Origin of the sequence: Pantoea sp. alder81 (assembly GCF_020179835.1) — a bacterium.
Classification (GTDB): domain Bacteria; phylum Pseudomonadota; class Gammaproteobacteria; order Enterobacterales; family Enterobacteriaceae; genus Pantoea.
In genome coordinates this window covers 43,173-67,447 of sequence record NZ_JAIUDA010000013.1, presented here as the reverse complement: position 1 = coordinate 67,447, position 24,275 = coordinate 43,173, and the positions used below count along the sequence as shown (strand labels likewise).

Sequence of the window (24,275 nt, the reverse complement as noted above, 5' to 3'; positions counted from 1 at the left end):
GCAACAGTGAGATACAAGGATGATTAAAACTTGGCTACATAAGGGGCTTGAGGAGTTTTTCACAACTGGCTCGACTCGAAAGATAAATGCCGCTCATGAGAAACGGTTACGTACGCGGCTTCGAGTGATTGATCTGGCAGAAAATATTGAGGATATGAACCTCAGCGGTTACAGGTTGCATCCTCTGAAAGGTGACAGACAAGGTATTTGGTCGATCACGGTGACGGGAAATTGGCGTATTACTTTTGAGTTTAAAGATGGTGACGCTTACATTCTTAATTATGAGGATTATCACTGATGACTATGCATAATCCCCCACACGCGGGTGAAATCATTTCCGATATTATGGAAGACCTTAATATTGGCGTGCGTGAGCTTGCACGTGCTTTGGCGATTGCACCTTCTACAGCATCACGAATGGTTTCTGGCCTGACGGCCATAACACCAGAGATGGCCATCAAATTGTCGGCGGTCATAGGTAGTACGCCCGCCATGTGGCTTCGTATTCAAGCGGCTTATGACCTGGATCGAGCGGCAAGAACCGTTGATCTTTCTGTTTTGAATACCAGCTATAAACCAGACCCTCTCTGCGGCGCCAATTGAACATATTTTGATGATGTTTTGGGCCCCAACAAAATTTTTGATTTCCATATGATTAAACGTTTTTAGTACTTGTTGGCTCAATACAAGCCATGAGCCTCACATAACAGGCTCATGGCTATGCACATTCTTCTCAAAGTTTTTTTAGAAGATATGACTCAAGACTTCACTCTTTCCGCTGCAGCGTAATTCGCGTGAGCTCCGAGGGACGACCCAGTCTGATTGCCATTCCCGGCCAAAGCGCGGTGCCGTTGTTCACATAGAGTTGCATGCCATCCACCTCATAAAGTCCCGAGACAAAGCCCGCGTTGGGTTTCGCAAACAATCGATCAAAACCGACGATCAATCCGCCATGTGTATGGCCAGAAAGCTGAAGATCGACTTTGTGCGTCGCGTTCTGGCGCGCATTGCGCGGTTGATGGTCCATCAGTATGACCGGTGCATTGGCGGGCACTCCTTCCAGTGCCAGCTCAAGATTCGGCCCAGTAGCTTCTCTGCGGGAGGCTGAAACATCAGGCAGACCGGCGATCGCTAGCTCCGCGTTGCCGCGTTTAATGAGGGTATGGCTGTTGAGCAAAGGTTGCAGTCCTAACGTCGCAAGATGATCGGTCCAGCGCTGCTGCTCAAAGAAATACTCGTGATTACCGGTGATGGCATAAACACCGTCCGACGCATGTAAACCTCTCAACGGCTCCACGTCATTTCTGCGATTCTCCAGGGTGCCATCTATGACATCGCCCGTTACGAGGATCAGGTCAGCGTCCAGCGTCATGGCCTTTTTCACCATGGCTGCGGTCCATGCGGCGTTGAACACTTTAGTGATATGCAGATCAGTGAGCTGAAGCAGCTGGTAGCCTTCGAACTCGCTCGGCAGGTTATCAATTTTGATCGTCACCTCTTTCACGGGCGGCACGCGTATGGCCTGATTGACGCCCACCGCCGACATCACCATGGCGATGAGTGCAGCAACATAACGTACGCCAGGCGTCATCTGCAGCGGATGCCGTAGCAGCAGAGAAATGACTGTGACTACATCAAGCAGTATTTGGGTGAACGCGAGGAGTAACACCGTGCCAAAGGCCCAGCTGAACAGGATGGTGACGGCGCGCGGCATTTCAGGTGAGAAGATGCCGCCCGGCGTAAATCGGCTAATTAACAGATATTGAGAAGCCAGTAAAACCACCAAAGATAGAATGATTTTTAATACTAATGGCATGGCTAATGGAAAAACGAATCGCGCAATAACGTACCAACTCGGTATGCTGAATATCAGATGAAACATCACTCTCTTCCCTGGTTTAGGCGCTGAATCAGCGCGGAAATGAACTCATTATTTTGAGTTATGAAATTTTTAATGCCCGAATTAAAGGGATCACCATGTGGGTTCTACTTCGCGATACCCTCAGTCAGCGTCGCCATCAATCGTGTCCGCCGTGACTCCAGTTCGCTAATCTGACGCTCAATATCCTCCAACCGCTGGTGCTGTAATGCCTGGGTTTCAGGGCAGAAAGCCGCGCCTTCGACCATCAGCATACAATCAGGAAAGGAGCAGATTTCGGCAATGCTAAAACCGATGTTGATGAGCCGTTGAATCTGACGCACCTGTGTTATTGCCTGCGGAGGAAAATAACGATACCCATTACAGGCACGTTTTGAAGTCAGTAATCCGTGCCGATCATAGTGACGGATTGCCCGAACGCTGACGCCTGACTGTTTCGCCACTTCTCCAATCGCCAACTGCATAAATCATCTCCAATAGGACGCTTGACTCTGACACCAGTGTCAGGGTTCAGGATAGCCAGAAATCATTCATATAAGGAGGCTTTTTATGCTGTTACACCTATCACGCACGCTGTGTGCACTGTTCATCATGCTATTTTCAACCGCACTGTTTGCTGCTGAAAAGCACTACACCGTCACTGCCCCCGATGGCGTGCGGATCGCGGTACAGGAATCAGGCAATCCTGAAGGTTTGCCTATTATTTTTATTCATGGCTTATTGGGCAGCCATCTTAACTGGGAAAAACAGCTCAACGATCCGCAGCTACAGCGCTATCGCCTGATAACCTACGATCTTCGCGGGCATGGACTTTCCGACAAACCACAGCAGGCAGTAGCCTATAGCGATGGCAAGCGTTGGGCAGACGATCTCAAGGCGGTGATTGATCAACGCCATGCTCGAAATCCACTGCTGGTAGGATGGTCGCTTGGCGGCGCGGTCATGACCAATTATCTGGCGGCATTTGGTGACCATCAAGTCAGTGGCGCAATCTATGTTGACGGAGTGGTGGAACTTACCCCGACGTTAATCCCCGCGCATGACAACGTTTATCGCGACATGATCTCGGCAGATTTAAAAACGCATCTCGATGGCCAGCGCGCCTTCTTGCGGCTTTGCTTCTATCAGCAACCAGACAGCGAAACCTTTGAACGCCTGCTGGCGAATGCTGCAATGGCTTCCTGGTCCATGCAGCGCGCGGTGATGTCGATGAAAATCCCATTGGCGCAAGGACTTAAACACGTGCGCGTACCGTTACTGTTTATATACGGTGAACATGACGCGCTGATTAATCCTGCGGCATCGCTGAAAAGAGCGAAGCAGGTGAATCCCGCTATTCAAACGCGTATTTATAGCCACTCCGGTCATGCTCCGTTTATTGAGGAGTCGACACGCTTTAACCGCGATGTAGCCGCCTTCGCTGCTGCGCTTTAAGCGGAACAGCCATGTGAGTTGCTCTGATTAAACTTACTTTGGTGACAGGCAGGCTCAGTGCAAAAAAATGAGCCTGTTTTTTAGTAGAAATAATCACACAATGGCACCGCAACGCATCAGGAATACAGTTTTACGCGTAGCTTGATCTCTGATTGAAATAAAGCGAAGCGGTAAACCGTCGTTATCTGTTAATAAATATGTGTATTAGCACCAATAAGACGTTGCAGCATCGTTTTTTACCAATTGACAGAGAACTTTTACTGCTCACCCTAATGAAGTGTCTTTACCAGAGAACATTAAAAAACTCATATAAAAATTCGCACTTTTCACTATTTATTCCTGAATATTATCTCTGATATTATCTTCTTCCAAAGCTTGTTTAGTCCGCGTGGGCAATTCGAACGGATGGCATCCAGAGGTAAAATTGGAAATAACGTACAGCATCGATTTTCAGTACAAACGACGTGGTGAAGAAACGCCGATCCCTGCAGGAAGTGTTATTCAGACCTCTGGTGAAGAAACTCCGGTGATGTTTATCCCTTCAGTAGGTGATTACGTAGAAATTGGTGGAAATCCAGAAGAGAACGAGACACTCAGCTCTTTCAGAGGAATCGTAATCTCACGCTTTTTCCGTTATGACCGACAGTCAGAGTATGAAGTGTTCTGTCATGTAAATATTTTAGTGGAAGAGTAATTCCAGAATTTTAGGCATCTCGTTCAAGACTAGTTAACCACTTTTGATCCCGGCCTTACACCAAATTCAGACAAAACCGCCTCATGGCGGTTTTGTCGTTTAGAATCGCTGATAAGAAATTTTTAATAGATTCCGTGGTTTTCAGGGCATTGAGCTGGCCGATCGTTTGTTATCAAATCAATCACAGTCAATGATTATCAATATATAGGGAGTAGAAAACAGCTGGATAGTAAATACGGCTGTGATCCATTATCAGGATTCGTCCAGAACTCTGCGTTGAAGCCCTTTAAAGCAGATCAAAAACGGTTTCCATCAACGCTATTTAAATGTTGGTACTCCGCTCACGGATACAACCCACGCTCCTTCCTTGCCGTCAAAATCCGCTCACACGCTACGGCATAAGCCGCCGTTCGCAAACTCACTTCCAGCTGTTCCGATTTTTGCCAGATCGCGAGTAGCGCCTGCTCCATGATTTTGTCCAGTCGGGCGTTAATCTCGTCTTCGCTCCAGAAGAAGCTGGAGAAATCCTGTACCCACTCGAAATAGCTGACGGTGACGCCACCCGCGTTACAGATCACATCGGGCACTACCGTGATGTTGCGCTGGGTCAGGATATCGTCCGCCTCAGGTAACGTAGGGCCGTTGGCGCCTTCCAGCACCATGCGGCACACCAGTTTTCGCGCTCGTTCTGCGGTGATTTGCCCTTCCAGCGCGGCGGGGATCAGGATATCGCAACCTTGTTCCCAAAAGGCCTCGTGGCTGATGGCGGTTGCGCCATGAAATCCGGCGATGCTGCCGTGCTGCTGTTGCCAGCAAATCAGCGCTGCGATATCGATGCCGGCTGAATGATGCAGCGTGGCGCTGTGGTCCTGCACCGTGACAACCTTAGCACCAGACTGTGAAAACAGTTCGGCGGCCACGCTGCCGACATTACCAAAGCCCTGCACCGCAACGCGCGCGTTTTCCAGTTCCAGGCCGATACGCTGCGCAGTGACCTTGCCGGTAACGAACACACCGCGCCCCGTGGCCTTAACGCGCCCGAGAGAACCTCCGAGATGGATGGGTTTGCCGGTCACCACACCGGTACTGGTCATGCCGACATTCATCGACCAGGTGTCCATCATCCATGCCATCACCTGTGGATTCGTGCCGACATCCGGTGCCGGAATATCCTGTTGTGGCCCGATAATGCTGCCAATTTCGCTGGTATAGCGGCGCGTCAGTCGTTCAAGTTCCTTTTTGGATAACTCACGAGGATCGACGCGGATACCGCCTTTCGCCCCGCCAAATGGCAGATTAATCGCCGCACATTTCACCGTCATCCAGGCAGATAGCGCCATCACTTCTTCCAGCGTGACGTCCGGGTGAAAACGCACGCCGCCTTTACCCGGCCCGCGCGATAGGTTGTGCTGCACGCGGTAGCCTTCGAAATGCCTGACGCTACCATCATCCATCTCCAGCGGGATATCGACAATCAGCGCACGCTTGGGATGGCGTAGCGTATCTGCCCAGCGTGACAGTTCGCCTAAATAAGGCAGAACGCGATCGACCTGCGCCAGATAGGTTGCCCAGGGAGAGTGTTTATCTTCTGATACATAGGAAAGTGCCGTCATTTTTTCACCTTATTGCACCGCGCAGGCGCTGCCCCAAATTCAGGATGCAGTAACCCCTCACAGTGATTGTGATCATCAAAAGAAGAGGGAAAAGGCCGCTGACTGGCGGCCCCGATTTACTTAGTGCGGCAGGCTTCCACACTGAACTCATTGGCGGTAGCGAAACCACGTAGTCCGCCGATCAGCACCGACATCAACTGTGTGCCCACCTGTCTTTCCGTCAGGCCGACGGTGTCCAGCAGGTCGAAAATTTCGCGGGGATCGAACAGGATGTTCCACAGGAAAATCGCTTTATCACCAATATCCGGCAGATCCATTTCCCCCATCGCTTCGCGTAATGCCGGGCGTAGCGCATCAGCCTGAACTTTCAGGTAATCCGCGCCTTCCCATAAACGTTCCAGGTAGCCACGACGGTTACGCATCGGCACCATTGCGGCACCGTTCTCACGCACCAGTTTGATCCAGTGCCGGCTGATGTTCTCCAGCTTCTGCAGGCCTGTACAGCTCTGGCTCAGGCTAAAGTCGAGTAATAGCTGGCCCACTTCCTGGCGATAGGCGTTCAGCACCTCTTCGACCGACGTAAACTGGCGATAGGCCGTGGCAACCGACACGCCGGCTTCGGCGGCAATCTCCGCCAGGCTTATCGGGTTCTCTGCATGCTCAAACAAGCGGGCTCCCGCCTGAATCAGATTTTTGCGGTTTCTTTCGGTATCACTGCGCATCGGTCTTCCCGCCATTGTGGGTTTTATTCCTGTGTTTTACGTCTTAATTCAAACCAGCCAGCGCACGCTTGAGGCGACGTACGCCTTCAACGATCGCCTCATTACTGGCCGCGTAGGACAGGCGCAGGTGGCGCTCTCCCGCCGCACCAAATTCACTGCCTGGACGGACGGCAATGCCTTGTTCACGCAGCAGCGCGACCATATCGATTGCCGGGATCGGCAATGAATAAGAAGGGAAGCAGTAAAATGCACCCTCGGGTTCATTGAGCGACAGCTCCGGGATGGCGTACAGACCTTCCATCATTAACTGGCGACGTTCACGGTAGACATCATACATACGTTTGACGTCGTTTTGACACTGCGTGAGCGCCACCAGTGCCGCGCGCTGCACTGCACTGTTGACCGAGCCGTTGACGCTATTATGGACGCGCGCGGCGGCAGCGATCATCTCAGCCGGGCCTGCCAGATAGCCCACGCGCCAGCCGGTCATGGCGTAACTTTTCGAGAAAGTCTGGCAGAACAGCGTACGGCCAGCGAAGGCGGGCACCTGCAATACCGAAGTGAAAGGGCGATCGGTGAATACCAGATCGCTGTAGGCTTCATCCGCAATCACCAGATTGTTGTGTTTGTTAACCAGCTTACCCAGCGTTTCAACCTCTTCTCGGCTGTGCACGATGCCGGTGGGATTGCCTGGGTTACAGAACACAAACAGTTTGGCGCCCTCCAGTGCCTTATCCAGACGATCCAAATCCCAGTGCAAATCGCTGCGGCACGGCATGGGAATACAGATTCCGCCCGCCATGTTAACCAGATCGGCATACAGAGAATAAGTCGGATCCGGAATGACGACGCGATCGCCTGGATTGACGATAGAGAGGATCGCGGCAGCCAGGCCCGCGGTGCCGCCGTGAGTGACCAGCACTTCACCGTTTTTGACCGGCATGCCGCTCCGTGCGGAGACGTCGTCAGCCAGTGCCTGGCACAATGTTTTATCGCCCAGCAGGGGGGCGTAATGGGTATAACCCTGCTGCAGCGCTTCAACCGCCGCCTGAACGATGCGCGGTGGGGTATCAAAATCGGGTTCTCCCATCGCCAGCGAGACCATGTCACTGCTGGAAGCGGGCTGCTGCACGCGCAGTGACGTGCGTTCGACACGCAGTACCGCTTCGGACGCTATAAAAAGTTTGGCAGACATCATTCACCTTCCTGTGGGATCAGTTGTGGTTAAAACGCTCGGATTTGCATTCTGCGGGCGCATTTTTCCAACGGCTGATCTCCAGATCGCCGGAAACGTCACGCAGGAAAGTCGGCGCAACAATCAGTTCTTCAATCACCGTGCGCATTGGCAGGCTGGCGCACAGCAGGATGGCATCGGCGACATCCTCAGGCTGCACCATATGGTCACGTATGCTTTGCAGCGGCGGATTGGCGCGGTTATCCATAATCGGCGTGTTCGTTTCCCCCGGCAGAATGCAGGTCGAGCGGATGCCGTCATTGCGGAAGGTGTTGTGCAGATAAGTCATAAAGTTGCGCACTGCGGCTTTCGCGGCGCCATAAGCTGCACCACCCAGCAGGTTTGGACGCAGCGCTGCCAGTGACGAAACGGTGATGATGGTGCCGTTTTTACGCGCCAGCATTGAAGGCAGCAGCGCCTGCGTCAGCAGGAACACGGCTTTCATGTTGACGTCCTGAACCTGATCCCATTCTTCTTCTTCGATCCAGCGTGCGTTGAGTGTCTTGCTGGCGCTGCCCGCGTTGTTGACCAGAATGTCGATCTCACCCAGTTCGCGCAGCGTCCAGGCAACCAGCGCATTCACCTCTTGCTTGCTGGCGATATCAGCGGCATAAGCCCAGGCTTCACCCCCCTGATCACGCAGTTCCGCCACGACCTCATCCAGCACCGCTTTGCGGCGACCCACTAGCACCACGCGCGCGCCGCGCTGCACAAAACCTGCGGCAGCCGCTTTACCAATGCCGCTGCCGGCGCCGGTGATGATGACCACTTTTCCTGTTAACTGTTCCATGCTTAGCTCCTGTTCAGTGCTGCAACGTCCACGCCGTAATCACGCAGCGCTCCCGCTTCGGTGATGTAGCCTTCCTGTAAATCCCACAGGATGGCCTGTGGATCACGTTCGGCGACCGGCATCTTGCCGCCGCCTCCCGGCATCTGGATGGTGACCTCATCGCCCGGCAGGACATCATGACGGCCAACCGGTTTGGCGAGGGATTCACCGTTGATAGCGATAAAGTTGGGTGCGCCCGCCGATCCGCCCAGCACGCCTTCTGCCGCGTGTTTCTGGCGCGAGTAGAACATGCTGTGTGAGAGTGGATATTGGCTGGTATTGCGAATCACCATGCGTTGCGACACACCGCCGCGATAACGTCCCGCACCGCCGGAATCCGGCACGATGGCTTTCTCGAGGAACAGCAGCGGCGTAGCGGATTCAATCAGCTCAACCGGAGTGGAAGACATGTTGCCCGGGTAGCCGGTGACAATCCCGTCCGCCGCCGGCCGAGCGCCAGTGCCGCCGTTGACGCACAGGCTTTCTACGAAGCGGCGACCGTCATCGAACTGGCCGGCAAACACGTCACAGGTCACCGGTGCACTGCCCGAGTGGCCCATCACGCGTTCCGGCATGATCTCTGACAGCGCGGTGAAGATAGCGGCGTGCGCCATATGACCGACGCGGTTGCGCATTTCAACCGCACAAGGCGGGCGCGCATTGGCAATCGATCCTTCCGGCGCCGTCACGGTGATGGATTTAAAGCAGCCTTCATTATTGGGCAGATGCGGTTCCAGCAAGCACTTCAGCGGATAGACGCTGTAGGCGTAAGTGAAGGACATCGGGCAGTTGCTGCCAAACATCGATTCAGCTGAGGAACCGGCGTAATCGATGGTGATATTGCTGCCCTCGACAATCACCGCCACATTGAGGTGAATATCGCCTTCGTAGTCACCAATATTTACAGCCGCTTCGTAACGACCATCCGGCACCGCTTCAATGGCTTTGCGCATTGCGGCTTCAGTCAGCGAATGGATTTTCTCTGCCAGCGGGGTGACGGATTCCAGCTTAAGATCATCCATCAGGCCCAGCAAACCGTTGGCACCTATCTGGTTAGCGGCCAGCATCGCATGCAGATCGCCTTCCACCTGATCCGGTGCGCGAACGTTGACGAGGAACAGATCCAGCAGCTGCTGATTCACCTGGCCTTCCATCATCAGCTTGCTCGGTGGAATGAGGAAACCCTCCTCATACATGTCGCGCGATGAACCCATATTCAGCGATCCACCGATATCCGACATATGCGCCGCAGCACCGGTGAAGGCCACCAGTTTCCCGTCGCGGAATACCGGCGTGACCACCGTCACGTCATTCAGATGACCGGTGCCGAGCCAGGGATCGTTGGTGATCAGGCTGTCACCCGGTTTCAGGGTTTCAGCTGGGAATTTCGCCAGCAAATGGCGCACGGTAGCGGGCAGGGTGCCGATAAACACCGGCACGCTGGCTTTCGGCTGTGCCAGGGAACTGCCGCTGGCATCCATCAGCAGGCAGGAGTAGTCGCCTACTTCACGGATGATGCTGGAAAACGCCATGTTAACCAGCGTGGCCGCCGCTTCTTCAGAGATACTCACCAGGCGATCCCAGGTAATACGCAGGCTGATAGGATCATCGAGAAATCGCAGATTGTCAGGGGTGGTTGTCGCCATCAGTTCAGCTCCATCAGAATATTGCCTTGTTCATCCAGCTGCGCAGAAGCACCCGGACCGACATAAATTGCACACTCTTTCTCCTGCAGCAGTGCCGGACCCTCTACTGCCACGCCCGTGACCAGCAAACTGCGTGGGATCACGCGGCACGGGCGGTAGCCCTGTTCACGGCCGAGATAGACCTGCAGGCTTTTTTCACGCGCGTCAGGTTCGGGGTGACGCAGTTGATCGGTAGTGTTGAGTTTCGGAGGCGTGGTTTGTACACGCCCACGCCAGTTCACCACTTCCACACCTTGCCCCGGCAGCGTGCGGCCAAAGCGCGCCAGATGGGCGGCTTCGAAGGTATCGACCAGCGCTTGCACATCGCCGTGGCTCAGGAAGGTGTCAGGCAGGGTGATGGTCAGTTCCGATCCCTGACCGACATAACGTACGCCGGCGAGCTTCTGCTGTAGCGCGGTGGCAGGATCGGCATTCGCTGCGGCCAGTGTGGTCATCGCTTCGTCAAACCCTTCGGCGAATATCGCGCTGATGGCTGCAACATTAATACCGGGTTGCAGGCGGCAGCGATCGGCACGCACAAAGTCAGCACTCGGCGGCGCGGTTAACAGACCGAAGGCGGAATAAACGCCCGCGCCGTTCGGGAAATAGACGCGTTTGACACTGAGCTGTTTGGCCAGCGACCAGGCGTGACTCGGGCCCGCGCCACCAAATGCCAGCATGGTCATCTGCGACGGGCTGACGTTTTTCTCAACCGAATGAGTGCGCAACGCTTCGGACATTTTGCTGTTAGCGACTTCGTGGATGCCCCATGCGGCCTCTTCAACACTCAACCCCAGCGGTGCCGCGATACGTTGGATCGCGGTGCGGGCAGCCTCCACATCGAGTCGCATCCGGCCGCCAAGGAAGGCATCCGGATCCAGCAGGCCCAGTACCAGGTTGGCGTCAGTGACCGTTGGCAGCTCTCCACCACGGCCATAGCACGCCGGTCCCGGCCAGGCGCTGGCGCTTTCAGGACCAATCTCCAGCAGGCCAAGTGAATCGACACGCGCGATGCTGCCGCCACCGGCACCGATTTCAATCATGTCCACCACCGGCAATTTGACGGGCAAACCGCTGCCTTTCAGCAGTCGATCGGCGCGACCCACTTCATAATCGGTGGTGATGGAAGGTTCGCCGTTGCGCACCACGCAGGCTTTTGCGGTAGTGCCACCCATATCAAAGGCCAGCACCTGATGTTCGGCGTTTTTACGTGCAAAGGCGGCAGTCGCCACAATCCCGCCAGCCGGACCGGATTCGATGATGCGCGTGGGGTAATCAGCCGCTACCTGCGGCGCCATCAAACCACCGTTAGAGCCCATCACCAGCCAGTCACAGGCGAAGCCGCCTTCGCGCAGTTTGTGTTCCAGTCGTGCCATATAGCGGCGCGCTTTCGGTTGCACAAAAGCATTCATCGCGGTCAGCACGCCGCGATCGTATTCGCGGATCTCACGGGACACCTTATGAGAGACCGAGATCGATACGCCCGGCAGCTCACGGCTGAGAATCGCCTCGATTTGATTTTCATGTTCAGGCCAGGCGTAAGCGTGCATACAGAGCACCGCCACCGATTCATAACCTTGCGTGCGCAGTTCTGCCGCCAGTTGCACCACTTCTTGCTCATCAAGCGGGGTGACCACCTCACCGCGTGCCGTGACGCGCTCAGTGACTTCATAAGCCTGCGAGCGTGTCAGCAGTGGTTTAGCGGGTGCACCGTTCAGGTCATAGATGTCGTAGCGATACTCACGTCCTAACACCAGCACATCGCGGAAGCCACGTGTCACCACTAATGCGGTTTTGGCGCCGTGACGTTCCAGCAGTGCATTGATCGCCAGCGTGGTGCCGTGGGTAATGGTGTGAATGTCACTGGCGCTGAGTCCCGCCATCTCCACCAGTTGAGTCAGCCCGGTGTATGCGCCCTCGGAAGGGTCTTCCGGCGTGGTCAGCGTTTTATGGCGAATGGCTTCGCCGGTGATGTCGTTTAACAGCACCAGATCGGTAAAGGTGCCGCCAATATCAAACCCTATCCGCCAGGGTGACGCGTTTTTCATAGTGACCTCGAAATCCTGAGTGAATACTTGTGTTCAGTGCTTATTCGTCAGCCAGCGGATTGCCGGCGGTCTCTTTCAGATACAGCGCGCTGATCAGCGTCAGCGCCGCGGTGAAAATCACCATGTAGCTGGGGATGCTGGCGATACCGGTCATGCCGATAAGCCAGGTCATCAGTAGGGGGGCGGAACCGCCGAAGATCACCGTCGAGAGGTTGAAGCCAATGCTGTAAGCGCTGTAACGCACGTTGGTCGGGAACATCTCTGCCAAGGTGGCCTGAATCACGCCCGCATGTCCGGCGAAGGCGAAGGCCAGCAGAATGGATGCCATGCAGGCCAGCGGGAACATACCGAGCGTCAGTAACCAGAAGCACGGCCACGCCAGTACGGCCATGGCAATCGCGGAGGCAATCAACAGCGGTTTTCGGCCGAGGCGATCCGAGAGCCACGCCATCAGCGGGATGGCACCGACGATGGTTAACAGACCGCAGGCCGTCACCATCAGGCTCTGGATCTGCTGGAAGTGCATCACCTTGTTAAGGTAGGTCGGCATGTAGACAAACAGGATGTAGTAACCCGGACCGTTTACCGCGGGTAACGTGATTGCCAGTCCAATCGCCTTCAGATGACGTTTTGAGGAGAGCACTTCACGGAGCGGGTTACGTACCACGCGGTTGCTGGCCTTCACCATCTGGAAATGCGGTGTATCTTCAATGCGGGTACGGATGTAGACGCCGATCAGCGCCATCGGAATGGCCAGCAGGAATGGCACACGCCACATCCAGCTGTTCATGGCATCAACGCCAAACACATTGATTAGGCCGCTGATTAACAGACTGCCGAACAGCAACGCAATAAACGATCCCATTACCAGCGGTGACATCACTACTGCACGACGATGGTCTTCCGCATATTCCGCCACGAAAGAACCGGCTCCGGACACTTCGCCACCGGCGGAGAACCCCTGCACGATACGCAGCAGGATCAGTAGTGTGGGTGCGGCCCAGCCGATGCTCTCATAGCTTGGCAACAGACCAATGGCGGCCGTTGCCAGAGAAATCATCAGCAACAGGATCGCCAGCAGTTTTTGGCGTCCAATTTTGTCGCCGAGATAACCACAAATCACGCCGCCAAACGGACGCACTACAAAGCTCACCGTGAAGCCGACATAGGTGAGCATCAATCCGGCGTCGCTGGTGTTCATGTCACTGGCGGCAAACACCAGTACCAGTGAACTCACCAGCAAGCCGTAAATACCGTAGTCATACCACTCTACAAACGAACCGACTCCACCTGCGATTGACGCGCGGCGTACAACATTGTTCTTGGTCTTTCCATCCTTCGGCAGTGCGTAATTCATTGTTGCGGCATGTGATTTCGTCATCTGTTTTGCCCTGAGTTAAGCGTGGTTAATCCCCGGAAGGCCTTTAACGGTAGTGGCCTGGCTTTATTTATATTGACGGGTCACTTCCGCCGTCATTTCTGCTTCACGTCGGGCAACTTCGCGAACCTCCGCCAGAACCGCTTCAGCGCGCCAGAAAGGGATAACAATAATGCCGTCGTCATCACCCACCACTATATCGCCTGCCGCGCACACCACGCCGCCAATCGCCACCGGTTCACCGATCACGCCGGGCCCATTTTTGAACGGACCGGCAGGGGAAACGCCGCGACAGAAAGTGGGTAAGCCTGTGGATTCAATCACTTTGCGGTCACGCACTGCGCCATCAATCACCTGTGCGACGGCGCCAGCATGCTGAAATCGTTGGGTGAGCTGTTCACCCACCAGCGCACGATCAATGTGGCCCTGGCCATTGATCATCATCACATCGCCCGGCTGGATATAATCCAGTGAGCGAATGACGGCAGCGTTATCGCCGGGCGTGACCAGCACAGGAAAAGCAAAGCCGACGAACGCGGTGTGGGTGGTGACCGGAACGATCCCGGCATCGCACATGTTCAGTCTTTCCATCGCATCGCCAATATTGGCAACGGGAAAATCAGCGAATGCTGCAAGCCATTTTTTATCTGGACGGTTCCATGCTTCTGGAATACGGACGTAAGCTGTTTCAAGTGCCATGCCAACCACCTTTTAAATGAAAAGTATTTATCAAGTGAGAATGTTTTATCACTTTTAAATTTGCGTTAGCAATACGTTAATCACGTTAATAATGGGGTGTGCGAGCTGAGCTTAGGAATGTTTCCATGAAAGGGTAATTACGTATTGCCATGAAAATAATGACTATTTTTCTTTGACGTCTCTGTATAAACGGCAGCCTGAATTTATAAATTCATTTCTATATTATTTTCTTATGGATTTATTTTGACATAACGCACAAAAATAGCGCACCAATGGTTAAATATGACGATTGCATCACACTTATGGTGCATAAAATTATAATTGTTTAGCTATATCTCTCTTTATAACGGCTATTTTCCATTACTAAAACGCAGATCAACTGCACCGTTTAAGGGCAACCTTCATTGAGGTGAATGAATCTTACCGCCTATCACTTATTACTCGGCAGTTCGTCGGGTAGCTTTCTCTTTTATGACTTAAATTATCATTTTCAGCGTTCAGAACGATTTTGTTAGCATTTTAGAGCATGGATTATCAGAGTCGCATCGCGATGTTAGTATTTTCGCGCTATAGTGCGGATAAATTATCGTTTTCACCTGGATGTTAAAGGATTCAGCCGATGCTGGTAGGATTTAAAGCGCTCTGCAAGCGCTATCACATTGAACTGGTTCAGCCACTTCGAGTGGAATCGGCTATTGGCACGGTTCGGGCCACGCATGAGAATCAGGGACGCATCGAAAAGCGCTATCCTCCAAGCTATCAACCTGAGGATAGCTTCTCAGGCCACTTTGCCTTTGGCCTCAAATATGAAGAGATCCATCTGGAATTTTTTGCCAGGCTCTTCGCTGCCACCGGCCCAGAACCGATCGAAAGCTGGTGCTTACGAGAACCCTTTGGCCAATACGCACGCCGTACCGGCTTTCTCTATGAATGGCTGACCGGCAACACGCTCACTAATGTCCCCGATGTCGCTAACGGCGGGTATATTGCGGCGATCTCCGCGAAGGACTATCTGACGCGCACCTCAGCGCTCAAGAATAAACGCTGGCGTATCAATGATAACTTATCAGGCTCGCCTGACTTCTGTCCTGTGGTTCGCCGCACGCCTGAGATTGAGAATGCCATTTCCTTCGATGTCACAGCTGCACTGCACGCACTGGATGATGCCTTTGGCGCAGATATTCTGCTGCGAACCGCCAGTTGGTTAACCTTCAAAGAATCCCGCGCCAGCTTTTTGATTGAGAAAGAGGCGGAGCAGGCCGATCGTATTCAGCGCTTCGCGCATGTAATCGCGCAATATTGCGGCCAGATCGATGATCCTCTTAGTGATGAAAGCCTGCATATTCTGCAAAGAGGAATTCTCGGTCATGACGCGCTAGGGCTAGGGCTACGCCGCTCGCCGGTGTTTGTTGGACAGGCGACGATGCGCGAAGACATCGTGCATTACGTAGCGCCGCAGTTTGACTATTTGCCACTGTTCATGCGCGGACTGCAGGAGTTCGAACTCGCCACGCGTGGTGCAGAACCTCTGGCCAGAGCGGGCGTGATTGCCTTCGGCTTTGTGTATATTCATCCGATGCGCGACGGCAATGGCCGTATTCACCGCTTCCTGATTAATGACTCGTTAATCCGCGACGGCGCCATTCCTGAAGGCGTTATTCTGCCGGTCTCCGCCAGCATTACCAGCTCACTGGATTTCCGTGTTGGCTATGACCGCACGCTGGAAGTGTTCTCTAAACGCCTGATGCGCCGCTACGCAACCTCATGCCATTTTGGTGAGATTGTGACGTATGACGACGGTACACCGAGCAACTTCTATTTCATTGATTATGAGGATGCGCTTTACGCCTGGCGTTACCCTGATCTAACTTCTCACGTGCTGTATACCGCTAAAGTGATTGAGCACACCGTGCGAGTCGAAATGGCAGATGAAGCCAGAGTGCTGACGATATTCCAGAAGGCACAAGAGCGGCTGAAGGAAGTGCTGGAGATGCCGGATCAGGATGCCAATCGGATAATCCGATCATTAAAAGAGAATGGCTGGCAGGTGTCAGGGAAGTTGAGGAAAGAGTACCCGCAGCTGGAAGATGCTGTTAGGGCGGAAAAGATCGTTGAGGCAGTGAAGTCGGCGTTTGAGGATGGGAGTTAGGTTCAATTTTTGGTTAGATAACGAGAACATACCTGAAAAGGATTTCGCTTTATTGCACAATCTTTCAGAAATAATACTGAATATTAACATTTACAGCGTAAATCACCGTTTTGGATAAGGAGAATACTGCGACTCTTCTTTATATTAAATGCGAAAAAATAATATTGCGCGCCCGTGTTAATATTATTTCGATATGATTATAAGGTAATTCCCCATGGCCTTTTTATCTTCAGTGGTTATGCTTTAGAAGCATTAACTAACAGGAGGAGCTATGGACGATTGCATCATTTTCAGAGAAGGACAGAAACCCTTTATCACGAAAGCGCCACGCAGTAGCACCCATATTGACGTACAAAATCCTGTAACGGGGAAATATGAGAAATTCAGATTCCATGCTGTTTTGAAAGGAAGAATGACGAATAATCCTCAGCGATATCTCTACGCAGGGAGCGGCAACGTAGACCCATTCGATAAATGGGATGTTTGGCTGCATATCAATTATTTAAAACCACAGCCTGTATCTATTTGGTGATATTGATGAGTTCTCATTTCGGATGTTATGTTGAAAACTGCAAATTTGGCGACTCATCGAGTTCGGCGGGAGCAAGTCAGGCACATTAAATCGATCCGCCTGGGATCCGTTCCGGATCGGTTTTCCGGCTTTTATCCCGTATACGGAGAATAACCTGGACGGCGCGAAATAAAAAGCGGGGCGATCGGCGGTGATTTCGGTACATAACGTGATGTAAGCAATTGATATAAATTTCATTTTACTGAAAAAGACCCCGCAGCGATAGTACCAGGTACTTCTGTCTGCATGTCTGGCTGGCAACCGATAATCGGTTAAGCGCGCATACGGTTACTTTTCTGCGAGCCCTTCATCTGGTACAACAGTGACTCACCTTTTCGCAGGATCCCGCAAACCCCGACGAACAAAAATTAGTCATAGCCAAAACGGCATCTTCCCGGCGCCGTCGTGCCCAATCAGGCTGAACGTCACAAGAACTATTGAAGGAACAAACATGAAAATAATGGCAGCGGAAATAAATCACATCGGTGGAATTAAAAGACTGGGCGTGAATTTCACTCATGGTATGAATATCATCTGTGGTCCGAACGGCATTGGAAAGTCGACCATTCTTGAGTCCATCAGTTTTTTGTTTACCCGAAACGGATCGGATATTAAAAAAAATATTCGCAGCAGCGCGGACGGAATAATTAACCTTCACGTGGAACTGCCGTCCGGAAGACACTCTTTTATGGGCTCGGCCAGCACCTTTGCCCCCCTTGAACAAACGGGAAATTACCAGCAAGATCTTAATATTCGCTATCTGATAAGGTTCGGTACAGAACGTCATCTGCCTTACAGCCGGCTGGAGCATATTGGAACGGACCCACTACGGAGTGAGCATGATGTCTCAGTACAGAATAACAGAGGCGTTTTATTGCATGACCTCAAGGGATGGCTCGGTAAACGTTATTTGCTCGAAGACTCAACAAAAAACTTTTTCACCGAAAATTCTAAACGGAATCTGGAACTGGCGCTATCCAGCATTAACGTACTGAACGCAGATTACAGCTTCAGTCATATTGATGGCAGAAACTTCGATATATTTGTTAACACCCCTAACGGGGTTATCTGGTACGAATACCTTTCCTCGGGGTTTAAATCCTGCCTGGCGATTATTATTGGCATCATAAAGGAGATAGAACTTCGTTTTACTGATGAGGATCTTTATGCTGAGGAGTTTGACGGCATCGTCCTCATTGATGAGGTGGAGATGCATCTTCATCCGGAATGGCAGGGAAAGATCACAGAGGTACTGACCACCCTTTTTCCTCAGGCCCAGTTTATTGTCACCACGCACAGTCCCCACGTTGTACAGAATGGCAAACCCGATCAAATCATCGCCCTTGAACAGGCCGGAGATGGGGAAACACGCGTGAGAAGCCAGCTTGGTGGAGAGTATGGTTATACGGGATGGACAGTCGATGAGGTGCTGCGAGACGTCATGGGGATGGAAAGCACTCTCAGCAGGGAACTGGAGCAGAAGTTGGCAGAATTTTACGGTTATATTGATGCGGAAGACGGTGAAAATGCCCGCTCGTCTTATGCGTATCTTGATAAGATTTTGCATCCTAAAAATGTACTACGTAAATCCCTGAGCATGAGCCTGGACATGCTTCTAGACAGCGGGGAAGACGCGTGATCAAAATTGATAGGAATTTTACGCCCCTTTTTTTCACCCCGGATAATGTCGCCACTCTGACCAGTGCTTTTAAAGAAAATGACGCGCATGTGTGGCAACATAAAGACGTAAAAGAAGCCTGCCTGAGTATAGGAAATAAAAAGTGCGCCTATTGTGAAGTCGTTCTTAACCAGAAAAGCACCTATCTTGAAATTGATCACTTCAGGGATAAAAAGGATTATCCGGACGAAGTTATACAGTGGGAAAACCTGCTGCCGGCGTGTCGTCACTGTAACGGAACCAAAAGCGATCATGACGTTGTCGACGAACCCATAATTAATCCGGCAGTGGATAATCCTGCCGATCACGTTTATATAAAAGCATACAGACTCAAAGGAAGGGACACGCTGGGTGAGATGACGGTTGAGGTGTTAAATCTGAATGACAGCGAACATTTTGTCATTGAACGGTGTAAAGTTGGCAGCTTTATAGAAGAGAAAATTGAAGAGGCCGGAATAAAACTGCAAAATTATCTTTCTTCGCCAAACTCTGCGAGAAAGAGAGAACTGAATAAAATTATCAAGGCTCTTCTAAAGCAGTGTCAGAAAAATGCGCTTTTTTCGGCGGTTTCGGCTACGAGTTTACATGAAAGTGAAGAGTATGCTGGTATCCGGGCAGAGATGATCAGGCAAAGTATCTGGATAACGGACTATGAATGCCAGCATCAGGATTCGCTTACGCTCAGGCTTCCCGTTAGTAAATAATACTCAGATTTGACTTACATGCCTGGCGACGTTTAACCAGGCACTTCCGGCTGCATGCCTGGTGGGGGTCAGCATTAAAGAAGAACCGTAAACGTCGACGGGAAGCACAGTGAAAAGCTGGCGGAGGAGCCCTGCTTCTTCCGCAGATTTTACGCAGCGACGTCGGTGCTGAATGTGCCCATTTTCGCCCAAAATCCCGGCGCAGGCAGCGCAATAATCCGCGGAGCCGCGATCGCAATATTTCCGGCTTCACGCTATATCCCATAAAACGGAAACAGATAGCTGGACAGGGGATCGCAGAAAGGATCCGCTGCGGTTCCTTTTGTGCCTGAAAGTGGAGGCGCAGAGGGCTGCCGGGCACCACATCGTGGGGTGTGGCAGGAAAACCGCCCCCCTGACGCGGCCTTTCCTGAAAATACAGAAACCGGAAAGGCATGAAGAGGATGACAAGAGAGCGGCAAAGCCGTCCGGGTAAACCGGTTCAGACTGGAGTTAACACTCAGGGGCGCGTATTCTGTCGGCTGCGGCTTTTCTCCGTTATGACGCCGGTGAGGCGGTCAGACAGATAGGAGATAACTGGGGCCGTATTTATGGCAGGGAAAGTATATTCAGACACAGCAGCATTTAATGAACAGGAAGAAATAAATGCCGATTGAAAGACTTCACGTAAAGAACCTCAAACACTTCCCTGAAATTAACATCCGCTTTAACGAAGGATTTAACTTTATAACCGGGCCCAACGGGTGCGGTAAAACATCGGTGCTGGCGGCCATCGCGCACAGTATGCACTGGAATGGAAAATATTCCCGGCATAAAGAAGACAGTGAATACTGGATAGATATCAATGAGGCGGGGAAAAACTACCGTTGGGGCTTAGGTCCGGGTTTTATAAAGTCTGTTTCATACAGGAATGACCAGATAAGGATATATACTACACCCCCATCTGAAGATGGCAGGGAGTCTAAACATGTCCACGATGCGCTTTCAACATTTAAACTCCCTCCGCTCATAATAGGTGCCCAAAGAAAAATAGCCTATAAAAATCTGAGTGGGGTCATTAAAGAAAAAAGCATACAGGAAAGCCGTGAGGCATATTGCACAACCGGAGTCTCTTCACTTTACAATGAACATGAAAGAGAAGTGAAACAGTGGCTTGTTAACCGGTATTTTATGGTGGATAAACCCTGGGCAAAAGAAGAAAAACAAAACTGGGAACACTTAATGAATTCACTGCCGAAAATTGGCCCGTTCAGCAGCGAGTTTGGCTATGTGGAAACAGGGCGCGATTTAGAACCCATATTCACAATTTATGATAAAGCATGCTTTCTGGAAGAGCTATCTTCAGGTTTCCAGGCCGTGCTTTATATCATTATCGCGATATTTGAATGGGTGGAGTCCTGCCTGCCGGAAGGTGAACGCATCGTCAGCCAGGCGTCCGGGACGGTGGTGATTGACGAGCTGGACAACCACCTGCACCCGGAATGGCAGCTCACGGTCCGGCAGGGGATCGAGACGTTATTTCCCAATATGCAGTTTATCGTGACGACCCACTCGCCGCACCTGCTGGCCTCGGCGAAGGAAAATGAAATCATTCTGCTTCCCTCTTCTTATCCCGATGAAAAATATGATTTTCAGCCGTCCGAAAAAGCTTATTCAGGCTGGAGCACCGATTTGATCCTGACCGACCTGATGGGCGTGGAAAGTCTTGATAACAAGGATTATGAAAAGCTGGTCAGGGCCTGCTACGACAGCATCAGAGAAAATAATCTTGCGGCCCTGAAGGACAATTATGCACGTCTTGAATTCATCAGTCATCCGGGAGATGAGGTGTTAATTGTGCTGAAAACCCGTATTGCCGGTATGGAGGCCAGAGCCGATGATTAAACTCAACAGGCCTTCTGAACCAAAGATATTGTGCGATAACGCTGAAGGCTGGACGCAGAACCTTATGGAACTGGTAAAGAAATACGGTGATTACAAAAGTATTCCGAAAGCCGAAAAGGAAGCGGCCCTGAAATTTTACCGGCATGAGGAGATCAGGACGGCATTACGGGATAGCTCATCCGGAAAATGTGCCTTCTGTGAAGGTATACCTGCTGAGACCGGATTTGCCGAAGTAGAGCACTTTCATCCCAAATCCCTCTATACGGACAAAGCCTTTGAGTGGAACAACCTTCTGTACAGCTGTAAGGCATGCAACAACAGCAAGCTCAGTCATGACACGCAGAAAGAGCCGATTATTAACCCCTACGATCTTGATCCCCGCGACTGCTTTACCTACACGGACGTAATGATCCAGCCTGGAGCAGGTGTCCTTCATAGCATGGCTGAAAAGACCATAGCGGTGTGCGGTCTATCAGGGAAAAGGCTGATCTCGGCCAGAGCAGCCATACTGGCCAGCTTTCGCATCTTCGAAGTGGATCTGCGCGAAGCACTGGATGAATTTGATGCTGCACGCACCGCCACCAGTATGAAAAATAAAGCTGCTAAAATCAGTGATTCGCTTTGCACGATTGAACAGCTTACGCATCCCGGGGCACGGCTTTCCGGATACTGTTCTTACCTGCTTGAAAACTCAGCAGCGTATCACCAGGCCAGACAGCGGTTGCAGGAATACACAGACGACACCCTGTAAATACCCTGAGGCATAGCCGGAGAGGGGTTGGCAGGTATGCGGAGAACATCGAATTTCCGCTTTTAGCTGTGAGTTCAATGGCTCGATGCAACGCTATCCTTAATCAAGGGGGGACGTTGCCATGAAACGAAGAACTCGGATTAACTACACGCCAGAGCAGAAGGCGATTATCTGGGATAGATATAAACAAGGTGATTCCCTGCATGATATCGCCAGAATGTTTGACAGATTTCATTCTTCTATCATGCCCACAATCCACCAGACAGGTGGCTACCGTCCTCCCGTTCGAAAGCGGCATCGATTAGCGCTTACGCTTGATGAAAGAGAAGAAATATCCAGAGGATTGGTAGCAAAACTCAGTATCAGGGACATCGCTGCCAACTTATCAAGAGCACCCTCAACGATTAGCCGCGAGGTCAGGAGGCACGGAGGTGCCAAGCAATACCGTGCAGCAAAAGCCGATACTGCTGCGTGGGAAAATGCTTTGAGACCAAAACCTTGCAAGCTAATTGAAAGCCCCACATTGTGTAAAATCATTGCAGAGAAGATGCATCAGGACTGGTCGCCGGAACAGATCGCCGGTTGGCTGAAACGCTGTTATCCGGATAATCAGGAAATGCATGTGTCACACGAAACGATTTATAAAACGCTTTTTATACAAACCCGGGGGGCATTAAAAAAAGAGCTGCAGCAATGCCTCAGAAGCGGAAGAGCGGTTCGTAGATCCCGAACGTCATCACTTAAAGGGAAAGGATTAGGGAAAATCCCGAATGCGATACCTATCAGCGAAAGGCCACCGGAAGCCTCAGACAGAGCCATCCCTGGTCACTGGGAAGGTGATCTGATCCAGGGCTCGAAAAACTCCTATATCGTCACCCTCGTAGAACGCCATTCCCGCTTTGTAATGTTAGCCAAAATCAGGGACAACAAGACCATAACGGTTATATCTGCACTCAACAGACAAGCTCGGGAATTACCTGTTGAGCTATATAAAACATTAACCTGGGATCGGGGAGCTGAAATGACCAGCCACACCCGGTTTACTGTAGCAACAGACATCCAGATTTACTTCTGTGATCCTCAATCTCCCTGGCAACGTGGCTCAAATGAAAATACGAACAGGTTGCTAAGACAATATTTTCCAAAGGGAACTGACTTATCGGTTCACAGTCAGCAGAGACTAAACAGCGTTGCCAGACAGCTCAACGAAAGACCGAGAAAAACGCTAGAATTTGAATCACCCGCAGAACGGTTCAATAAGTGTGTTGCGTCCATCAGTTGAACTCACAGCTGAAAGCGGAAATACCGATAAGTGAAAACAAGGTCGTAAGCGCCTGTTCGATCCTGTCCGGAATTGCGAAGGGACATGACCCGACAAAAGTGCAAATCAGCTGTATACATCCTGTCATTTAGGAAAAAGTACAATGCAATATTTCGATCTTGCTCAACATTTTAAGCGAAGCGCTGTATTACTCTAAATATGCCCCCTTCTGGGTAATAACAACCGGCAGAGGTAACAATATGAGAGCAATAATGGCCGTTGTCTGCCTTGCGTCCGTATCATGCACTTCGCCTTACCCTAATGCCATTCCGGAGCCGGAGAATGATGACTCAATCAAAATAGAATATAATAAATATACCAGCAAGTCTGACAATAAATATATGATGGCTGCCAATCAGGTAAAAATATACGAGTTGCAGTTACGGCAGAAAGAGCAAAAACTGGCGACACAAAAATATTCGCTGAATGATATCAGTGCGGTCGGTGCTGTCACCTCAGTGATTGCGGCTGCCAGTGGGGCACTGACCACAGCACTTTATGCCGGTGGGGTTTCAGTCGTCGGTGGTGCTGCAGGCCAGCGATATAATTACGATGTTCAGCTCCTCAATTATCGCACCACCCGGCAGAAACTAAACTGTATCTATCGGTCAATGACAGATATAACTACGCAACAACTGGCAGTTGCCATGAATGATAACAATGCCCCATCAGTAATTGGAGTTTTAAAACCTTATCTGAACAGCGTAACATCAGATCTAATTTTCGAACTTGAATCTGAGCAGGCTGCCGTCAATCTGGTTGCCCCGGATTTAAATTCTATTGCCGCCACAGTTAATGAACGGAACAGCGCAAAAAACAAACTTGAGTCTCCTCAGGTAAATTTTGATTCAAGTAATCCTGTCGCAGTTCTGGCCCTGGCTGAGTTGATCCGCACCAATATAAAAATGTGTAAATCATCGCCTGCTACTGCGCCGGTAGTTGCAGTCCTGGCAGCTAATACCGGGCAAAGCGGAAGCGCCGCTACTACTGTGGGTAAATAAT

Annotated in this window: 22 protein-coding genes; 12 read left to right on the top strand and 10 right to left on the bottom strand. The window is 51.5% G+C overall.

Translation table 11 applies throughout. The annotated features are described in order from the left end of the window. Positions 1-19: 19 nt before the first annotated feature. On the top strand, positions 20-298 hold the full coding sequence (locus LBW88_RS24500; RefSeq protein ID WP_045832082.1) for a type II toxin-antitoxin system RelE/ParE family toxin: 279 nt from the start codon (positions 20-22) through the stop codon (positions 296-298). After that, positions 298-603 carry a HigA family addiction module antitoxin gene (locus LBW88_RS24495; protein WP_224935266.1) on the top strand — a complete coding sequence of 102 codons (306 nt, stop codon included), beginning with the start codon at positions 298-300 and terminating at the stop codon, positions 601-603. The genes LBW88_RS24500 and LBW88_RS24495 overlap by 1 nt, the downstream gene beginning before the upstream one ends. A gap of 163 nt (positions 604-766) precedes the next feature. Here the strand turns inward: LBW88_RS24495 and LBW88_RS24490 are convergent, their stop codons facing one another. After that, positions 767-1,882, bottom strand: a complete 1,116-nt coding sequence (locus LBW88_RS24490) for a metallophosphoesterase (RefSeq protein WP_224935312.1) — start codon at positions 1,880-1,882, stop codon at positions 767-769. A gap of 104 nt (positions 1,883-1,986) precedes the next feature. After that, the gene (locus LBW88_RS24485; protein ID WP_224935263.1) at positions 1,987-2,343 is read right to left on the bottom strand and encodes a MerR family transcriptional regulator; all 357 of its coding nucleotides are present in this window, start codon (positions 2,341-2,343) and stop codon (positions 1,987-1,989) included. Between the two features lie 85 nt (positions 2,344-2,428). Between LBW88_RS24485 and LBW88_RS24480 the strand changes: the two genes are divergently transcribed. Both LBW88_RS24480 and LBW88_RS24475 read left to right on the top strand, forming a co-directional pair. Next, a complete protein-coding gene (locus LBW88_RS24480) occupies positions 2,429-3,313 on the top strand; it encodes an alpha/beta fold hydrolase (protein WP_224935261.1) in 885 nt (294 codons plus the stop codon). A 424-nt stretch (positions 3,314-3,737) separates the two neighbouring features. Next, entirely contained in the window at positions 3,738-4,007 is a 270-nt protein-coding gene (locus LBW88_RS24475; RefSeq protein ID WP_224935259.1) for a hypothetical protein, read from the top strand. A gap of 341 nt (positions 4,008-4,348) precedes the next feature. Here LBW88_RS24475 and LBW88_RS24470 read toward each other — a convergent pair whose 3' ends face one another. The 8 genes from LBW88_RS24470 to LBW88_RS24435 all read right to left on the bottom strand — a co-directional run bounded on the left by LBW88_RS24470 (position 4,349) and on the right by LBW88_RS24435 (position 14,215). Next, positions 4,349-5,620: a Glu/Leu/Phe/Val family dehydrogenase gene (locus LBW88_RS24470; protein ID WP_224935255.1), complete on the bottom strand. Its 1,272-nt coding sequence runs from the start codon at positions 5,618-5,620 to the stop codon at positions 4,349-4,351. Between the two features lie 116 nt (positions 5,621-5,736). Continuing rightward, on the bottom strand, positions 5,737-6,342 hold the full coding sequence (locus tag LBW88_RS24465; protein WP_224935252.1) for a TetR/AcrR family transcriptional regulator: 606 nt from the start codon (positions 6,340-6,342) through the stop codon (positions 5,737-5,739). A gap of 43 nt (positions 6,343-6,385) precedes the next feature. Next, positions 6,386-7,537: a pyridoxal phosphate-dependent aminotransferase gene (locus tag LBW88_RS24460; RefSeq protein WP_224935249.1), complete on the bottom strand. Its 1,152-nt coding sequence runs from the start codon at positions 7,535-7,537 to the stop codon at positions 6,386-6,388. A gap of 19 nt (positions 7,538-7,556) precedes the next feature. Beyond that, entirely contained in the window at positions 7,557-8,366 is an 810-nt protein-coding gene (locus LBW88_RS24455; RefSeq protein WP_224935247.1) for an SDR family oxidoreductase, read from the bottom strand. Positions 8,367-8,368: 2 nt separating this feature from the next. Then, positions 8,369-10,051, bottom strand: coding sequence for a hydantoinase B/oxoprolinase family protein (locus LBW88_RS24450; protein ID WP_224935245.1), 1,683 nt, complete (start codon positions 10,049-10,051; stop codon positions 8,369-8,371). After that, complete coding sequence (locus LBW88_RS24445; RefSeq protein WP_224935243.1) at positions 10,051-12,138, bottom strand: hydantoinase/oxoprolinase family protein; 2,088 nt, start codon at positions 12,136-12,138, stop codon at positions 10,051-10,053. The genes LBW88_RS24450 and LBW88_RS24445 overlap by 1 nt, the downstream gene beginning before the upstream one ends. Positions 12,139-12,178: 40 nt before the next feature. Then, complete coding sequence (locus tag LBW88_RS24440; protein WP_224935241.1) at positions 12,179-13,519, bottom strand: MFS transporter; 1,341 nt, start codon at positions 13,517-13,519, stop codon at positions 12,179-12,181. Positions 13,520-13,582: 63 nt separating this feature from the next. After that, positions 13,583-14,215 carry an aldolase gene (locus LBW88_RS24435; RefSeq protein WP_034823386.1) on the bottom strand — a complete coding sequence of 211 codons (633 nt, stop codon included), beginning with the start codon at positions 14,213-14,215 and terminating at the stop codon, positions 13,583-13,585. A gap of 619 nt (positions 14,216-14,834) precedes the next feature. On the opposite strand from LBW88_RS24435, the gene LBW88_RS24430 reads away from it, so the two are divergent. The 8 genes from LBW88_RS24430 (at position 14,835) to LBW88_RS24395 (ending at position 24,274) form a co-directional block, all read left to right on the top strand. Then, positions 14,835-16,364, top strand: coding sequence for a Fic family protein (locus tag LBW88_RS24430; RefSeq protein WP_224935238.1), 1,530 nt, complete (start codon positions 14,835-14,837; stop codon positions 16,362-16,364). 271 nt (positions 16,365-16,635) lie between these two features. Continuing rightward, positions 16,636-16,896 carry a hypothetical protein gene (locus LBW88_RS24425; protein WP_224935235.1) on the top strand — a complete coding sequence of 87 codons (261 nt, stop codon included), beginning with the start codon at positions 16,636-16,638 and terminating at the stop codon, positions 16,894-16,896. Between the two features lie 490 nt (positions 16,897-17,386). Next, positions 17,387-18,574, top strand: coding sequence for an AAA family ATPase (locus tag LBW88_RS24420; RefSeq protein WP_224935232.1), 1,188 nt, complete (start codon positions 17,387-17,389; stop codon positions 18,572-18,574). Beyond that, positions 18,571-19,317, top strand: a complete 747-nt coding sequence (locus LBW88_RS24415; protein WP_224935229.1) for an HNH endonuclease — start codon at positions 18,571-18,573, stop codon at positions 19,315-19,317. Before LBW88_RS24420 ends, LBW88_RS24415 begins: the two co-directional genes overlap by 4 nt. 645 nt (positions 19,318-19,962) lie before the next feature. Beyond that, positions 19,963-21,201, top strand: coding sequence for an AAA family ATPase (locus tag LBW88_RS24410; protein WP_224935227.1), 1,239 nt, complete (start codon positions 19,963-19,965; stop codon positions 21,199-21,201). Further along, positions 21,194-21,952: a retron system putative HNH endonuclease gene (locus LBW88_RS24405; protein WP_224935225.1), complete on the top strand. Its 759-nt coding sequence runs from the start codon at positions 21,194-21,196 to the stop codon at positions 21,950-21,952. The genes LBW88_RS24410 and LBW88_RS24405 overlap by 8 nt, the downstream gene beginning before the upstream one ends. A gap of 121 nt (positions 21,953-22,073) precedes the next feature. Continuing rightward, positions 22,074-23,234 (top strand): IS30 family transposase, encoded by a 1,161-nt coding sequence (locus LBW88_RS24400; RefSeq protein WP_224935222.1) that lies wholly within the window; start codon positions 22,074-22,076, stop codon positions 23,232-23,234. Positions 23,235-23,485: 251 nt separating this feature from the next. Further along, positions 23,486-24,274: a hypothetical protein gene (locus LBW88_RS24395; RefSeq protein ID WP_224935219.1), complete on the top strand. Its 789-nt coding sequence runs from the start codon at positions 23,486-23,488 to the stop codon at positions 24,272-24,274. The last annotated feature ends 1 nt before the right edge of the window (position 24,275 follow it).

Bases quoted from the DNA above. Each gene is read 5' to 3' on its own strand.
- LBW88_RS24500 (WP_045832082.1), top strand. From the start codon at position 20: ATGATTAAAACTTGGCTACATAAGGGGCTTGAGGAGTTTTTCACAACT.
- LBW88_RS24495 (WP_224935266.1), top strand. From the start codon at position 298: ATGACTATGCATAATCCCCCACACGCGGGTGAAATCATTTCCGATATT.
- LBW88_RS24490 (WP_224935312.1), bottom strand. From the start codon at position 1,882: ATGTTTCATCTGATATTCAGCATACCGAGTTGGTACGTTATTGCGCGA.
- LBW88_RS24485 (WP_224935263.1), bottom strand. From the start codon at position 2,343: ATGCAGTTGGCGATTGGAGAAGTGGCGAAACAGTCAGGCGTCAGCGTT.
- LBW88_RS24480 (WP_224935261.1), top strand. From the start codon at position 2,429: ATGCTGTTACACCTATCACGCACGCTGTGTGCACTGTTCATCATGCTA.
- LBW88_RS24470 (WP_224935255.1), bottom strand. From the start codon at position 5,620: ATGACGGCACTTTCCTATGTATCAGAAGATAAACACTCTCCCTGGGCA.
- LBW88_RS24465 (WP_224935252.1), bottom strand. From the start codon at position 6,342: ATGCGCAGTGATACCGAAAGAAACCGCAAAAATCTGATTCAGGCGGGA.
- LBW88_RS24460 (WP_224935249.1), bottom strand. From the start codon at position 7,537: ATGTCTGCCAAACTTTTTATAGCGTCCGAAGCGGTACTGCGTGTCGAA.
- LBW88_RS24455 (WP_224935247.1), bottom strand. From the start codon at position 8,366: ATGGAACAGTTAACAGGAAAAGTGGTCATCATCACCGGCGCCGGCAGC.
- LBW88_RS24450 (WP_224935245.1), bottom strand. From the start codon at position 10,051: ATGGCGACAACCACCCCTGACAATCTGCGATTTCTCGATGATCCTATC.
- LBW88_RS24445 (WP_224935243.1), bottom strand. From the start codon at position 12,138: ATGAAAAACGCGTCACCCTGGCGGATAGGGTTTGATATTGGCGGCACC.
- LBW88_RS24440 (WP_224935241.1), bottom strand. From the start codon at position 13,519: ATGACGAAATCACATGCCGCAACAATGAATTACGCACTGCCGAAGGAT.
- LBW88_RS24435 (WP_034823386.1), bottom strand. From the start codon at position 14,215: ATGGCACTTGAAACAGCTTACGTCCGTATTCCAGAAGCATGGAACCGT.
- LBW88_RS24430 (WP_224935238.1), top strand. From the start codon at position 14,835: ATGCTGGTAGGATTTAAAGCGCTCTGCAAGCGCTATCACATTGAACTG.
- LBW88_RS24425 (WP_224935235.1), top strand. From the start codon at position 16,636: ATGGACGATTGCATCATTTTCAGAGAAGGACAGAAACCCTTTATCACG.
- LBW88_RS24420 (WP_224935232.1), top strand. From the start codon at position 17,387: ATGAAAATAATGGCAGCGGAAATAAATCACATCGGTGGAATTAAAAGA.
- LBW88_RS24410 (WP_224935227.1), top strand. From the start codon at position 19,963: ATGCCGATTGAAAGACTTCACGTAAAGAACCTCAAACACTTCCCTGAA.
- LBW88_RS24405 (WP_224935225.1), top strand. From the start codon at position 21,194: ATGATTAAACTCAACAGGCCTTCTGAACCAAAGATATTGTGCGATAAC.
- LBW88_RS24400 (WP_224935222.1), top strand. From the start codon at position 22,074: ATGAAACGAAGAACTCGGATTAACTACACGCCAGAGCAGAAGGCGATT.
- LBW88_RS24395 (WP_224935219.1), top strand. From the start codon at position 23,486: ATGGCCGTTGTCTGCCTTGCGTCCGTATCATGCACTTCGCCTTACCCT.